The sequence below is a fragment of the Sphingomonas sp. GW822-FHT03G08 genome (assembly GCF_058801135.1).
Genome location: NZ_JBXAMZ010000002.1, coordinates 555,770 through 569,382 on the forward strand (window position 1 = coordinate 555,770; position 13,613 = coordinate 569,382).

The window sequence follows — 13,613 nt, forward strand, 5'->3', positions numbered from 1 at the left end:
ATGGCCAGCGCTGTCTGGTTAACCCCGCCAGTCCTTCCCGGACCTGCCCGCGGCATTAACTTCCTGTCATGTGGACGATTTCGGCAAAGCAAAACGGCCGGCGCGAAGGGGAGACGCGCCGGCCGTTCAGGTTGCGGGTGCAGGCTGAAGAGGGTTGCCCGCACCCGCTGGCATCGTCCGGAACAGGGAGTGTCGGGCGATGCCGGAACTGGCTCAGTTCCTGGTTGCGACCCTCGGGGTGTGGTTCGACAGCCGTGCATCGGCGGTCGACCAGGCGGCCGAGCCGGAGACGAGCGTGGCCAGCGCCAGAAGTGCGATTGCGATGCGGGGATTGGACATCTTCAGGCCTCCTGTTTCACCGGCCGCTCGCCGACCGTGAGACAGGTTTTGCCGGAACGCACGTGTCCCGGCCGTGTCGGGAAGGTTACAAGTTGGAGAGGCGGCGCAGGCCCAGCCAGCGGGCAGCCGGCGGAGCGAGTCGGCGCATGAGCTGGTCGAAGGCGGTAGCGAGGGCGAGGGTGATGCCGAACAGCGGCATCAACACGCCGAGCAGGATCGTGAGTCCCACCAGCGCCCAGCTGTGCCGCAACGGATCCTTGGGAGTGGGCGCGCCCAGCACTCCCTGGGGGCGTCTGCGCCACCACAGCACGGCGCTCGACACTGCCAGCAGCACCAGCCCGACCAGCACAAGCAGGTTCACGAGCTGGTTGAGCAGCCCCAGCCAGGCGCCTTCGTGCACCGCGACGCCGAAGCCGACCGCGCGATCGATCCAGTGGCGGTCGCCAAAGCCCTGCGATCCGATCACCGCGCCGTCGTCGCCGATCTCGACGGAGACGCGGCGGGTGCGATCTTCCGCCTGGGACTGGACCAGCCAGCGGCCTCCTGCCCTGGTGGGCGGGCTGACTTCGGCGGTGGCGGCGAGGCCGAGCGTCATGGCCTTGGCCACCACCCGGTCGAGCGCCGGGCCCTTGGGAGCGACATGCGCCATGGTCATGCCGTGATGCTCGGCATGCTCGTCGAGCATCGCGCGGACGCCCTTGTCGAGATCGGCACGTGCCGCCGCATCGGCCTCGGATCCGGCGGACCAGTCCTGGCGGACGGCAGCGGTGCCGGTCGCGATGCGCACTTGCTTGAGATAGTCGCCCCAGTTCTCTGCCCAGGGCAGGCCGGAGACGATCAGGAAGATCGCGCCGATCGACACCCACAGCCCGATCACCGCGTGAAGGTCACGCCAGAAGATCCGCCTGCCGCCCCTGAGGCGCGGCCAGAGGATGCCGCCCAGCCCCTTGCCCTTGCGGCCGCGCGGCCACCAGAGGAACAGGCCGGTGAAGAGCATCACGATCGTCCAGCAGGCGGCGATCTCTACCAGGGCCGAGCCCCATTTGCCGGCGAGCAGCTCGCCATGTAGGCGGAAAACCACGCGCATGAAACGGTCTTCCTCGGGCACGGCCTTGAGCACCTGCCCGCTCTGGGGATGCACCCAGACACGCGTTTCTTCCGCGCCGGCGCCGACGAGCAGCTGGACGGCGTCGTCCGGCGCTTCGGGCAGGACGTATTTGTGCAGCACCGCGCCGGGCACCGCCGCCGTGCCGGCCGCGACGATCTGCTCGGGGGCGAGTATCGAGCGGCCGGGCGTCGCGACATGGGTGTAGGGCGCATAGAGCCAGCCTTCGATCTGCGGCTTGAATAGATAGATGCCGCCGGTGACCGACAGCCACAGGATGAAGGGCAGGCAGAACAGCCCGGCATAGAAATGCCAGCGCCACACCGCGCGGAACCAGCGTTCGTGGCGGACGGTCCCGTCGCTCACAGCGTCCACCCCGCTTCGACCAGGACGCTGCGCTGGGGATAGGGGTGATACACCCACGCCTTGTTGTTGGTGATATTGTCCACGCCTGCGCTCAGCCGGAAATTGTCGGTCATCTTCCAGTTCACCTTGGCATCGAGCGCGAACAGCTCCGAGGTATAGCCGAACGTGTCGCCGCGCTGGGTGCCGAAAAGGTCGGTATTGGGCCGGGTAGCATAGCGCATGCCGAGCGAGGCCAGCACGCGCGGGGTCACCTGATAGCGGATGTTAGCGTTGAGCCGCCAGCGCGGGATGCGCGGGAACTGCACGCCCTCGGCCGCCGGCGCGCTGTCGTTGCGCACGGTCTTCGAGTCGATCCAGGCGGCATTGGCGTCGATATCCAGGCCGGCCACGCCGACATCGCGTGCCTCGGCGATCAGCTCGAGTCCGACTTGGCGGGTCGTGTCGATATTTTTGAAGCTCGAGGTGGTGATCCCGTTCTGGTTGAAGCCGGTGAACGCGAAGATCGTGTCCTCAACCCGCTGCCAGAAGGCCGAGCCGGTGAGCTTCAGCCCGCCGAAGTCATGCGCGACGAGCAGGTTGGCGTCGCGCGAGCGCTCGGGCTTGAGGTTCGGATCGAAGCTGTTCGGGTTGAAGCTGCCATCGCCATTGAGGCTGCCCTGGAACAGCTCGCCCACCGTCGGGAAGCGCGTCGCCTCGGCCAGGCTGAGCTGCACGCTGGTCGCCTGCCCATGCCATTCGACAGAGAATTTCGGATCGAACGCGGTGTCGCTGCGCGCGGCATAGCTATTGGTGACCGGGACCCCGCCAGTTCCGAGCCGCCCAAGCCCGCCGTCGAACGCCCGCCAGTTCTCCAGCCGCGCGCCGAGGGTGAAGACCAGCGCCTCAGCGCGTAGCCGCCCCTCGGCCCAGCCGGCGAGCAGCCGGGTCTTGCCATGGGTGCGGGTGGAGAAGGCGCGGCCGCCATCGCCGCGCCACACCGGCAATGTGTAGTTGGTCTGGTCGGTCTGGTAGAGATTGGCGCTGGCGCCGCCCGCAAGCTCGAACGCGCCGGTGCGGCCGTCGACCGAAAGCTCGGCGGTGTACCAGCCGGTCGGCCCCTGGCGCGCCAGCGTGCCCGCGCCATTGTTCGCACCCGCCGTCCAGCTTGCCGAAGTGAAGCCGTCCGAGCGGGCGATCTGGTAGGTCGAGAAGTTGAGCTTCGCGGTCACGTCCGGCGCGATCGGGGCGGTGAGCTTGGCGCCGGCGAGGAACTCGTCGCGCACCGTGCGCGACCAGCGCGCGCCGGACGCCGTCCAGCTCTGGCCGAGCGTGGTCACCCTGCCTTCGCAAACCTTGTTGCCGGCGGCGTCGCGCAGATAGCAGTCGGGCGCATATTGCGCGTCGACATTGTGCCAATAGGCCAGCAGCGCTTCGCCGGTGATGCCCGAGGTGCCGTCATAGCCGATGCGCAGTTTGGCCTGGTCCTGCGTCGTCCGCGCCGGGCTCTGCGCCGCGAAGATCGGGCTGGTCGGCCGGCCGGGCGAATTGGGAATCGCCTGGCCCGTATCGACGATCGCGCCGGTCACCACGGTGCCGGGGGCGCCGGTTGCCGGGGTGAGACCATACCAGCTCATCGGCTGGCCATCGTTGCGGAAATGGCGCCCGGAGAGCCGTGCCGACCACGGCCCGTCCTTCTGCCGCCAGCCCAGGCCGGCCTCGCCCGACCAGCCCCAATAGGTCGCGTGGGTGCCGTACTGGTCATAGGGCTCGGCCAGCCCCTGTACGGTCGCGAAGGCTTCGGTTTTCTCCGGCGAGCGGGTGGTGATGTTGACGATGCCGCCCATCGAATTGCCCGAGTAGCGCGCCGAATAGGGGCCATACACCACGTCGAACTGCTCAACCTCGCCGGGGCCGACCACCCCCCATTTGGGCGAGAAGGCGAAGCTGTTGCCGAGGAAGTTCGACACCACGAACCCGTCGACCATCACCAGCGCGCGGGCGCTCTGCATCGAATGGGTGCCGCGAAAGCCCGGCACGCCGTTCGAGTCCCCGGCATAGCGTTTGCGCACGAAGAAATCGGGCGCGTATTTCATCAGGTCCTCGACATTCTGTGCGTTGACGCCGGCGAACTGCGCCTCGCCCATGCTCACCGAGAGCCCGCGCGGATCGATGCTGATCGGCGCGTCCTTCTGACCGACCACGAGGATGGAAGGTTCGTCCTGCGCCTCCTGGGCGAGGGCGGGACCGGCAATGCAGAACAGCGGCAGCGCGGCGATGCGCGCGCGACGACAAGAAGACATGAAAACTCACCTGAACGAGGAAGGACCAAGGGTTCAGGCGAGCGAGGGCGGTCCTTGCGAAGGCGGCTGGGCAAAAGCGCGGCGGCGTGGTGCTGGCGTGGCGACGGGTGCGAAGCCGAGTGCGAGCAGGAAGGCGAGCGCGGCGAGCAGCAGCACCGGATCGGCGCCGCCGAGCATGGCATGGCCGAGTCCCGACCAGGCGCAATCCTGCTTGCCGCCGTCACTGGGCTTGGCGTGATCGGGGTCCATCGGGATGTCGACGGTCATGGTCGCGGGCCCACTGCCGTCGCAGATCACCATGGTGAGCGTCTTGCCGCCGGTTTCACCGAGCATATAGTCGGCGGGCACGAGCGCCTTCGCCGCCAGCGCCGTGGCGATCAGCCACAATGCCAGCCAGCGATGCTCCTTCAGGAAGACGCGCCATGCCCCCATGGAGGACCGGGCTATTCGCTTCGCCGCCGCCTGTCACGTCCGGAATGCGTCGAAGGGGATGGGCATTTTGTCCAACCGTGCAGGTTTCCCCGAGAGGCGAACCGGCGTAAGGGGCCGCGCATGACCCAGCAGCCCATTCTCGTGCTCACCACCGGCGGCACCATCGACAAGCAGTATTTCGACGCCTCGAGCCAGTACACGATCGTCGGCACAATGGTGACGCGGCTGTTCGAGCTGGGCCGGGTGCTGCATCCCTTCGAGATCGACGAAGTGATGCGCAAGGACAGCCTGGAGATGGACGATGCCGACCGCGCGGCGATCGCTGCCCGTGTCGCCGCGTCGGATGCGGAGCGCATCGTCATCACGCACGGCACCGACACGATGACCGAGACCGCCAGGGCGCTTGCCGGCATTCCGGGCAAGACGATCGTGCTGGTCGGCGCGCTGGCGCCGGCGCGCTTCGCCGAGAGCGATGCCACCTTCAACCTGGGCATGGCCTTCGCCACCGTCCAGGTCGCGCAGCCCGGCGTCTACATCACGATGAATGGCACCGTGTTCGAAGCGGGCAAGGTGGTGAAGGACCGCGAAGCCGGGCGCTTCGTGGAAATTTGAGGGCTAACCTGGCCATTCCATCGTCACCCTGAACTTGTTTCAGGGTCAAATGCTCGCACCGGCGATCTCCTTCGCGGTTCCTTGGATGCTGAAACAGGTTCAGCATGACGGGGTTGCCAGAGGCGGACCCTGGTTGCAGCACGGCCCGCCTCCAGTCTCTCCGTTTCCGGAAAGAAGGACTGCCTACAAGATACCGGGCAGTTTGAGCCTCTTCTCACGCGCACAGTCCAAAGCCTCGACGTAGCCGGCGTCGGCATGCCGCATCACGCCGGTCGCGGGGTCGTTCCACAGCACGCGCTCGAGCCGGGCCGCGGCTTCCGGCGTTCCGTCCGCGACGATGACCATGCCGGCATGCTGCGAATAGCCCATGCCGACGCCGCCGCCGTGATGGAGCGACACCCAGGTCGCGCCCGATGCGGTGTTGAGCAGGGCGTTGAGCAGCGGCCAGTCCGAGACTGCGTCCGATCCGTCCTGCATCGCCTCGGTCTCGCGATTGGGGCTGGCGACCGATCCGCTGTCGAGATGGTCGCGGCCGATCACGATCGGGGCCTTGAGTTCGCCGCTGGCCACCATCTCGTTGAAGGCAAGGCCGAGCCGGTGGCGGTCGCCCAGGCCGACCCAGCAGATGCGGGCGGGCAGGCCCTGGAAGTGGATGCGCTCGGCGGCCATGTCGAGCCAGTTGTGGAGATGCGCGTTGTCAGGCAGCAGCTCCTTCACCTTGGCATCGGTCTTCGCGATGTCCTCGGGATCGCCCGAGAGCGCCGCCCAGCGGAACGGACCGATCCCGCGGCAGAAGAGCGGGCGGATATAGGCGGGGACGAAGCCGGGGAAGTCGAAGGCATTGGTCACGCCCTCGTCCAGCGCGACCTGGCGGATGTTGTTGCCGTAATCGACCGTCGGCACTCCGGCGGCGTGGAAGTCGAGCATCGCCTTCACATGCTGCGCCATCGATGCCTTGGCGGCCTTGGCCACACCCTCGGGATCGCGCTCGCGCTTCTCGATCCATTCGGCGACGGTCCAGCCGACGGGCAGATAGCCGTTGATCGGGTCATGCGCGCTGGTCTGGTCGGTGAGCAGGTCGGGGCGAATGCCGCGCGCGAACATCTCGGGCAGCAGCTCCGCCGCGTTGCCGAGCAGGCCGACCGAGACCGGCTTGTCGGCGCAGCGGATGATCTCCAGTGCCTCGTCGATGCTCTCGGCCGCGCGGTCGAGATAGCCGGTGCGCAGGCGCATCTCGATGCGGCTCGGCTGGCACTCGATCGCGAGGCAGGAAGCGCCTGCCATCACCGCCGCTAGCGGCTGCGCGCCGCCCATGCCGCCAAGGCCGGCCGTGAGCAGCCAGCGGCCCTTCAGGCTGCCGCCATAATGCTGGCGGGCCATTTCGGCGAAGGTCTCGTACGTACCCTGCACGATGCCCTGGGTGCCGATATAGATCCACGAGCCGGCGGTCATCTGGCCGTACATCGCCAGCCCCTTGCGATCGAGCTCGTTGAAATGCTCCCAGGTCGCCCAATGCGGCACGAGGTTGGAATTGGCGAGGAGGACGCGGGGGGCGTTCTCGTGGGTGCGGAACACGCCGACCGGCTTGCCCGACTGGATCAGCAACGTCTCGTCGGCCTCGAGATCGCGCAGCGCGGCGACGATCTTGTCATAGCTCTCCCAGTCGCGGGCCGCGCGGCCGATGCCGCCATAGACGACCAACTCCTCGGGCCGCTCGGCGACGTCGGGGTGGAGGTTGTTCATCAGCATGCGCAGCGGCGCTTCGGTGAGCCAGCTCTTGGCGCTGCGCTCCTTGCCGGTGGCGGGCTTGATGATGCGGCTGTTGTCGAGGCGAGTCATTCCGGGGCTCCGGCAAATTCGAGGCAGGCGATGAGGATGCTGGTCAGCGCCGCGCGCATCGGCGCGGCGCGGGACTGGTCATAGGGCGTCGGCCAGTGCGATTCGTCGAAGCGGGCGGGCTCGTCGATATAGCCGCGGCAGGCCAGCTCCATCTGGATCGCGTGGACGCCCTGTTCGGGCCGGCCATAGTGGCGGGTGGTCCAGCCCCCGCGGAAGCGGCCGTCGGTCACCTGGCTCCACGGTGTTGCTGCGCACGCGGCTTCAACGGCTTCGCGCAGAGCCGGCGCGCAGGTGGTGCCGCCATTGGTGCCGATGTTGAACTGGGGCAGCTCGCCGTCGAACAGGCGCGGGACATGGCTGCGGATCGAATGGGCGTCGTAGAGGACGATCCCGGGGTGGGTTGCGCGTAGGCGAGCGATCTCCGCTTCGATCGCGGCATGATAGGGATCGAAATACGCAGCGCGGCGCCGGGCAATCTCGTCCGTACCGGGATTGCCGTCCCGATAGAGCGGTTCGTTGTCGAAGGTCGTGGTGGGGCAAAGCTCGGTCGTCGCCATGCCCGGATAGAGCGAGGCGCCCGAGGGATCACGGTTCACGTCGATCACGCTGCGGGAGAGCGTGGTGCGGATTGTCGTCGCACCCAGTCCGGCGGCGAAGTCATAGAGCTGGTCGATCCACCAATCCGCGTCCTTGCGCGCCAGCCAGGGCGAGACGAACTGCGCCTCGACATCGGCAAGGTCGGTGCCGGTGTGCGGAAAGGCGACGATCAGCGGCGCCTCGCCGCGATGGACTTGCAGCCAACTCATGCGACCCCCGGCAGCGCGATCGCCGCTGCCTTGGCGACCGCGCCGGCGCGGACCAGTGCGGTGGCGGCTTCGATGTCGGGGTGGAAATGCCGGTCATGGTCGAGCGTTGGCACCTCGCTGCGCAGCCGGGCGCGGACGCGTTCCAGCGCTTCCGAGGAGGTGAGGCCGGCATGGAAGTCGCAGCCCTGCGCGGCAGCGAGCAGCTCGATGCCGATCACCCCGGCACAGTTCGCCGCCATGTCGAGCAGGCGCCGGGCACCGTGCGCGGCCATCGAGACATGGTCTTCCTGATTGGCCGAGGTCGGGATCGAATCGACGCTCGCCGGCGTGGCGCGCTGCTTGTTCTCGGAGACGAGAGCGGCAGCGGTCACCTGGGGGATCATGAAGCCCGAGTTGAGCCCGGGCTGGGGAGTCAGGAAGGCGGGCAGGTTGGAGAGCGCGGGGTCGACCAGCATCGCGATGCGGCGCTCGGCGATCGAGCCGATCTCGCAGATCGCCAGCGCGATCATGTCCGCGGCGAAGGCGACGGGCTCGGCGTGGAAATTGCCGCCGGACAGCGCCTCGTCGGTCTCGGGGAAGATCAGCGGATTGTCGCTGACGCCGTTCGCCTCCGTCTCGAGCGTGGTGCCGGCCTGGCGGAGCAGGTCGAGCACCGCGCCCATCACCTGCGGCTGGCAGCGCAGGCAATAGGGATCCTGCACGCGCGGATCGTCGTCGCGGTGCGAGGCGCGGATCGCGGAGCCGGCCATCAGCGTGCGCAGCGTCTCGCCCACGGCGATCTGGCCGGGATGACGGCGCAGCTGGTGGATGCGTGGATCGAAGGGCGCATCGGTGCCCTTGGCCGCCTCGGTCGAGAGCGCGCCGGTGACCAGCGCCGCCTGGAACAGCGTCTCGGTCTCGAACAGGCCGGCAAGCGCATTGGCGGTGGAGAATTGGGTGCCGTTGAGAAGGGCCAGCCCCTCCTTGGGGCCGAGCGTCACCGGGGCGAGGCCTGCTTCGGCCAGCGCCTGTTCGGCGGGCAGCACGCGGCCTTCGATTTCGATCGAGCCGACGCCGATCATCGTCGCGGCCATATGCGAGAGCGGGGCAAGGTCGCCGCTGGCGCCGACCGATCCCTGGCTGGGTACGACCGGCGTGAGGCCCTTGGCGAGCATCGCCTCGAGCAGCGCGACGGTGGCGGGCTGCACGCCCGAGGCACCCTGGGCGAGGCTGGCGAGCTTGAGTGCCATCATCAGCCGCACGATCGGGGCGGGGGAGGGCGCGCCGATGCCGGCGGCGTGGCTCAGCACGATATTGCGCTGGAGCGTGGTGAGGTCCTCGGCTTCGATCTTGACGCTGGCGAGCTTTCCGAAGCCGGTGTTGATCCCATAGACCGGCGCGCCATGCGCGAGGATGCGGGCGACCGCGGCCGCACTCTCGGCGATGCGCGGCGCGCTGGCGGGGTCGAGCTTCGGCACCGCGCCGCGCCAGATCGCGCGCCACTCGGCCAGCGGCACGTCGCCGGGGATCAGCAGGATTTCGGTCATACGCCCTTCCAGATACCTTTGAAGACTCGGGCATGGAGCGGGTTCAGCCCCATGCGATAGACAAGCTCGGCCGGCCGCTCGATGTCCCAGATCGCGAGGTCACAGGACTTGCCGGGTTCGATCGTGCCGATTTCGGTTTGCAGCCCCAGCGCCCGTGCCGCCTCGCGGGTGACACCGGCCAGGCATTCCTCGACAGTGAGGCGGAACAGCGTCGCGCCCATGTTCATGACGAGCAGCAGGCTGGTGAGCGGCGAGGTGCCCGGGTTGCAGTCGGTCGCCAGTGCAATCGGCACGCCGGCGGCGCGCAGCGCCTGGATCGGCGGCAGCTTTGTCTCGCGGACGAAGTAATAGGCGCCGGGAAGCAATGTCGCGACCGTGCCGGACTTCGCCATTGCCGCGATACCGGCCTCATCGAGATATTCGAGATGATCGGCCGAAAGCGCGCCGTATGAAGCCGCCAGCGCCGCGCCATGCTGGTTGGAGAGCTGCTCGGCGTGGACCTTCACGCGCAGGCCGTGCGCCTTTGCGGTCTCGAACACGCGCCGGGTTTCGTCGGGGGTGAAGCCAATCCCCTCGCAGAACGCGTCCACCGCATCGGCCAGACTGCCCAGTGCCGGGATCATCTCTTCGCAGATGAGATCGATATAGCCGGCGCGGTCGTCGGCATATTCGGGCGGCAGGGCATGCGCGCCGAGGAAGGTCGTCGCGATCCGCACCGGGCGTTCGCGACCCAGTGCCTGGGCAGCGCGCAGCATCTTCAGCTCGTCGTCCAGCGACAGGCCATAGCCCGACTTCACCTCGACCGTGGTTGCGCCCTCGGCGATCAGCGCGTCGAGCCGTGGCAGGGCGCTGGCGACGAGTTCGGCCTCGCCGGCTTTGCGGGTGGCGCGCATCGTCGAGACGATCCCGCCGCCGGCGCGGGCGATCTCCTCATAGCTGGCGCCCTGCAGGCGCAGTTCGAACTCGTGCGCGCGGTCGCCGCCATGGATGAGGTGGGTGTGGCAATCGACCAGGCCCGGGGTGATCCAGCGGCCCTCGCAGTCGATCGTCTCGGCCGCGGCCGGCGCCTCGCCCACGGGGCCGACCCAGGCGATCCGCCCGCCCCGGGCCGCGACCGCGCCATGCTCGATCATGCCGAGGCCAGGCCCCGCCATCGTCGCGATCCGTGCGTTGGTCCAGAGTCGATCCATGCGCGCATCCTTGCCTGTGGCTTGAGTTATGTCTAGACATAATGCGCAGGAGGCCCTGGATGAATCTCTGGTTCGAAACCGCGTTGCTCCCCACCGGCTGGGCCGAGCGGGTCACGCTGCGCATCGCCGAAGGGCGGATCGCCGACGTCCTTGCCGGCAGCGATCCCGCGCCCGATGCCGAGCGCCACCGCGTCGCGATTCCCGGCCTCGGCAATGTCCACAGCCACGGCTTCCAGCGCGGTATGGCCGGGCTGAGCGAGCGTCGCGGCCGGCCCGACGATGATTTCTGGAGCTGGCGGGAGATCATGTACCGGTTCCTCGACCGGCTCACGCCCGACGACATCGCCGCGATCACGGCCCAGGCCTATGTCGAGATGCTCGAGACCGGCTATACTCGTGTCGGCGAGTTCCATTATCTCCACAACGACGTGGACGGTGGCCGCTATGCCGACCCGGCCGAGACGGCAGCGGCAATCATTAGCGCTGCCGAGCAGACCGGCATCGGCCTGACCCTGCTTCCCGTCTTCTACGCGCACAGCGATTTCGGCGGCCGCCTGCCCAAGCCCGGCCAGCGCCGCTTCCTCTCGGATATCGACAGCTTCGCCCGGCTGGTCGAGGCGAGCCGCGCAAAGCTCCCCGCCGATGCCGTGCTCGGCGTCGCACCGCATTCGCTGCGCGCGGTCACGCCCGAGGAACTGGCCGCGGTCACCGCGCTGACCGACGGCCCGATCCACATCCACGCCGCCGAGCAGGTCAAGGAAGTCGAGGCGTGCGAGCAGTGGAGCGGCGCGCGCCCCGTCGAGTGGCTGCTCCACAATGCCGGGGTCGATTCGCGCTGGACGCTGATCCACGCCACGCACCTCAATGACTCCGAGACCGATCGCCTCGCCGGCTCCGGCGCGGTCGCCGGCCTGTGCCCGGTCACCGAAGCCAACCTCGGCGACGGCATCTTCCCGGCCGAGCGCTATCTGGCCGCCGGCGGGCGCATCGCCACCGGCACCGATTCCAACATCCAGATCGACGCCGCGTACGAACTCCGCTCAATCGAATATTCGCAGCGCCTTTCACTGCGCCGCCGCGCGATCCTCTCGCCCGAAGGCGCTTCGGTCGGCGAAACCCTGTTCAACGCGGCGCTTACCGGCGCCGGCCAGGCGCTGGGCGTCGCAACCGGGATTGCGCCCGGCGCGCCTGCCGATATCCTGAGCCTGAACATGGACCATCCGAGCTTCGCCGGCGCCACCGCCGGCACCTTCCTCGATCGCTGGATCTTCGCCGGCCGCGCCGGCGCGATCGACTGCGTCTGGCGTGCCGGCCAGCTGCAAGTCGTTCGCGGCAGGCATCGCGCGAGCGAGGTTATTGCTAATCATTATCATAAAACCCTTGAGCGCCTGCTCGGGTGACGCTCCAGGAACGCATCCGCTCGGACATCGAGGATCGCATCCGCTCGGGCGAGTTGCGTCCCGGCGATCGCATCCCGTTCGAGCATGAACTGGTCGCCCATTATGGCTGTGCCCGCGCCACGGTGAGCAAGGCGCTGGAGCGGCTCGCCCATGCCGGGCTGATCGAGCGCCGCCGCAAGGTCGGCTCGTTCGTCGCCCAGCCCAAGGTCCATGCCGCGGTGCTCGAGGTGCCCGATCTCGCCCAGCTGATCGAAGCGCGCGGCGAAGCCTATGGCTGGGAGCTCGACACCTGCCGTGTGGTCAATCGCGATCCCGACATCGAAGTCTCCGGCATCCCGGCACCGGCCCTGCTGATCGAGGGCGTGCATTTCGCTGGTGGCCAGCCCTTCGCGCTCGAACGCCGGCTGATCGCGCTCGACACGGTGCCGGTGCCGCGCGCCGATACCTTCGAAACCGAGGCGCCGGGCTCCTGGCTGCTCCACCACGTACCCTGGACCGACGCGCGCCACCGCATCCGCGCCGTCTCCGCGGGCGGCGCGCTGGCAAAGCGGCTCAAGCTCGATACGCATAGCGCCTGCCTGCAGGTGGAGCGCTGGACCTGGCGCACGGGCAGGGCGGTGACCTTCGTTCGCCAGACCTTCCCGGGCGATCGCTACGACCTGGTCGCGGAGTTCACGCCGGGGGGCTGAAATTCCCCCTTCCAGGGAGGGGAGGCAGCGGGGCCTTTCCCTTTTCCCAAACCACTATAGTTTGCGCGCAATGAACTTGCGCCACATCGAGATCTTTCACGCGGTATATGTCAACGGCTCGGTGAGCGGGGCGGCGCGCGCGCTCAACGTCTCGCAGCCTTCGGTGTCGAAGATGCTGCGGCATGCCGAGAGTCTGCTCGGCTTCCAGCTCTTCCACCGCACCAATGGCCGGCTCGTCCCCACCGAGGACGCGCACACCCTGTTCACCGAAGTCTCGGAGATCCAGGACCGCGTCTATGCGCTGCGTGAAGCGGGGCGGAACCTGAAGCGTGGTGCGGGCGGCATGCTCAAGGTCTCGGCGCTGCCCAGCCTGGCGCTCAACGCGCTGCCCACCGCGGTGTCGCGCTTCATGCGCAACCATGAGGGCGTGCGCTTCGACCTGCAGACCGTCCATCACGACGACCTTCTCCGCAAGCTCTACGAGCGCGAGACCGATGTCGCGATCGCGTATGAAGTGCCGCACGCCGCGCCGATCGGCCATCGCTGGCTGGGCGAGGGTGAACTGGTGGTGCTCTACCGCGAGGAGGACATGCCCGACGCGCCGCCGCGCATCGAGCTGGAGCGGCTCCGTGGCCGCCCGTTCATCAGCCTCGCCAATTCGGGCCCGATCGGCCAGCTGTTCAGCCAGGAATGCGCGCGGCTCGAGCTTGATCTCGACGAGGTGATCTCGGCGCGAACCTTCTACATCGCCACCGCGCTGGTCGCGCAGGGTGTGGGCATGACGGTGGTCGACAGCTTCACCGCCCAGGCCTCGCTCGTCCCCGGCCTGTCGATGCGGCCGCTCAAGCCGCAGCTCACTTTCGACGTCCATGCGATGTTCCTGCTCAACCGCCCGCCGACGGCGCTGGCCACCGATTTCCTCAAGACGCTGGCCAAGGTGATCGACGCCTAAGGGCAAGCCCTTAGGCTGCCATAACGGCTGGCTATGCCGAGGCGCCGACTCGCTATGCGCGGTGCCGGATGCGGAGCG

At 68.2% G+C, this 13,613-nt stretch carries 12 protein-coding genes; 4 read left to right on the forward strand and 8 right to left on the reverse strand.

Annotation, left to right across the window (positions count from 1 at the left end; all coding sequences use genetic code 11):
• Positions 1 to 213 precede the first annotated feature (213 nt).
• The 4 genes from AC1RJ5_RS19970 to AC1RJ5_RS19985 all read right to left on the reverse strand — a co-directional run bounded on the left by AC1RJ5_RS19970 (position 214) and on the right by AC1RJ5_RS19985 (position 4,521).
• Positions 214 to 339: a hypothetical protein gene (locus AC1RJ5_RS19970; RefSeq protein WP_269576209.1), complete on the reverse strand. Its 126-nt coding sequence runs from the start codon at positions 337 to 339 to the stop codon at positions 214 to 216.
• Between the two features lie 85 nt (positions 340 to 424).
• Positions 425 to 1,810, reverse strand: coding sequence for a PepSY-associated TM helix domain-containing protein (locus tag AC1RJ5_RS19975; RefSeq protein ID WP_493115303.1), 1,386 nt, complete (start codon positions 1,808 to 1,810; stop codon positions 425 to 427).
• Positions 1,807 to 4,089 carry a TonB-dependent receptor gene (locus AC1RJ5_RS19980; protein WP_342250742.1) on the reverse strand — a complete coding sequence of 761 codons (2,283 nt, stop codon included), beginning with the start codon at positions 4,087 to 4,089 and terminating at the stop codon, positions 1,807 to 1,809. The genes AC1RJ5_RS19975 and AC1RJ5_RS19980 overlap by 4 nt, the downstream gene beginning before the upstream one ends.
• A gap of 33 nt (positions 4,090 to 4,122) precedes the next feature.
• Positions 4,123 to 4,521, reverse strand: a complete 399-nt coding sequence (locus AC1RJ5_RS19985) for a DUF2946 family protein (protein WP_342250741.1) — start codon at positions 4,519 to 4,521, stop codon at positions 4,123 to 4,125.
• A gap of 120 nt (positions 4,522 to 4,641) precedes the next feature.
• Between AC1RJ5_RS19985 and AC1RJ5_RS19990 the strand changes: the two genes are divergently transcribed.
• Positions 4,642 to 5,133 (forward strand): asparaginase domain-containing protein, encoded by a 492-nt coding sequence (locus AC1RJ5_RS19990; protein ID WP_342250740.1) that lies wholly within the window; start codon positions 4,642 to 4,644, stop codon positions 5,131 to 5,133.
• Between the two features lie 183 nt (positions 5,134 to 5,316).
• On the opposite strand, the gene hutU is transcribed toward AC1RJ5_RS19990, so the two are convergent.
• From hutU to hutI, 4 genes are read right to left on the reverse strand one after another with little or no spacing between them, the layout of a single operon-like run.
• Positions 5,317 to 6,972, reverse strand: coding sequence for a urocanate hydratase (gene hutU / locus AC1RJ5_RS19995; RefSeq protein WP_493115306.1), 1,656 nt, complete (start codon positions 6,970 to 6,972; stop codon positions 5,317 to 5,319).
• On the reverse strand, positions 6,969 to 7,778 hold the full coding sequence (gene hutG / locus AC1RJ5_RS20000) for an N-formylglutamate deformylase (protein WP_493115308.1): 810 nt from the start codon (positions 7,776 to 7,778) through the stop codon (positions 6,969 to 6,971). Before hutG ends, hutU begins: the two co-directional genes overlap by 4 nt.
• Positions 7,775 to 9,304, reverse strand: a complete 1,530-nt coding sequence (gene hutH, locus AC1RJ5_RS20005; protein WP_493115310.1) for a histidine ammonia-lyase — start codon at positions 9,302 to 9,304, stop codon at positions 7,775 to 7,777. Before hutH ends, hutG begins: the two co-directional genes overlap by 4 nt.
• Positions 9,301 to 10,494 carry an imidazolonepropionase gene (hutI, locus tag AC1RJ5_RS20010; protein ID WP_493115312.1) on the reverse strand — a complete coding sequence of 398 codons (1,194 nt, stop codon included), beginning with the start codon at positions 10,492 to 10,494 and terminating at the stop codon, positions 9,301 to 9,303. The genes hutH and hutI overlap by 4 nt, the downstream gene beginning before the upstream one ends.
• A gap of 59 nt (positions 10,495 to 10,553) precedes the next feature.
• Between hutI and AC1RJ5_RS20015 the strand changes: the two genes are divergently transcribed.
• The 3 genes from AC1RJ5_RS20015 (at position 10,554) to AC1RJ5_RS20025 (ending at position 13,535) form a co-directional block, all read left to right on the forward strand.
• Positions 10,554 to 11,894, forward strand: coding sequence for a formimidoylglutamate deiminase (locus AC1RJ5_RS20015; RefSeq protein ID WP_493115314.1), 1,341 nt, complete (start codon positions 10,554 to 10,556; stop codon positions 11,892 to 11,894).
• On the forward strand, positions 11,891 to 12,583 hold the full coding sequence (gene hutC, locus AC1RJ5_RS20020; RefSeq protein WP_269576199.1) for a histidine utilization transcriptional repressor HutC: 693 nt from the start codon (positions 11,891 to 11,893) through the stop codon (positions 12,581 to 12,583). The genes AC1RJ5_RS20015 and hutC overlap by 4 nt, the downstream gene beginning before the upstream one ends.
• A 70-nt stretch (positions 12,584 to 12,653) precedes the next feature.
• Positions 12,654 to 13,535 carry a LysR family transcriptional regulator gene (locus tag AC1RJ5_RS20025; protein ID WP_269576198.1) on the forward strand — a complete coding sequence of 294 codons (882 nt, stop codon included), beginning with the start codon at positions 12,654 to 12,656 and terminating at the stop codon, positions 13,533 to 13,535.
• Positions 13,536 to 13,613 lie beyond the last annotated feature (78 nt).

What these genes read in the sequence shown, in the direction of transcription:
- AC1RJ5_RS19970 (WP_269576209.1), bottom strand. Translation starts at nt 339, where the DNA reads ATGTCCAATCCCCGCATCGCAATCGCACTTCTGGCGCTGGCCACGCTC.
- AC1RJ5_RS19980 (WP_342250742.1), bottom strand. Translation starts at nt 4,089, where the DNA reads ATGTCTTCTTGTCGTCGCGCGCGCATCGCCGCGCTGCCGCTGTTCTGC.
- AC1RJ5_RS19985 (WP_342250741.1), bottom strand. Translation starts at nt 4,521, where the DNA reads ATGGGGGCATGGCGCGTCTTCCTGAAGGAGCATCGCTGGCTGGCATTG.
- AC1RJ5_RS19990 (WP_342250740.1), top strand. Translation starts at nt 4,642, where the DNA reads ATGACCCAGCAGCCCATTCTCGTGCTCACCACCGGCGGCACCATCGAC.
- hutU (WP_493115306.1), bottom strand. Translation starts at nt 6,972, where the DNA reads ATGACTCGCCTCGACAACAGCCGCATCATCAAGCCCGCCACCGGCAAG.
- hutG (WP_493115308.1), bottom strand. Translation starts at nt 7,778, where the DNA reads ATGAGTTGGCTGCAAGTCCATCGCGGCGAGGCGCCGCTGATCGTCGCC.
- hutH (WP_493115310.1), bottom strand. Translation starts at nt 9,304, where the DNA reads ATGACCGAAATCCTGCTGATCCCCGGCGACGTGCCGCTGGCCGAGTGG.
- hutI (WP_493115312.1), bottom strand. Translation starts at nt 10,494, where the DNA reads ATGGATCGACTCTGGACCAACGCACGGATCGCGACGATGGCGGGGCCT.
- AC1RJ5_RS20015 (WP_493115314.1), top strand. Translation starts at nt 10,554, where the DNA reads ATGAATCTCTGGTTCGAAACCGCGTTGCTCCCCACCGGCTGGGCCGAG.
- AC1RJ5_RS20025 (WP_269576198.1), top strand. Translation starts at nt 12,654, where the DNA reads ATGAACTTGCGCCACATCGAGATCTTTCACGCGGTATATGTCAACGGC.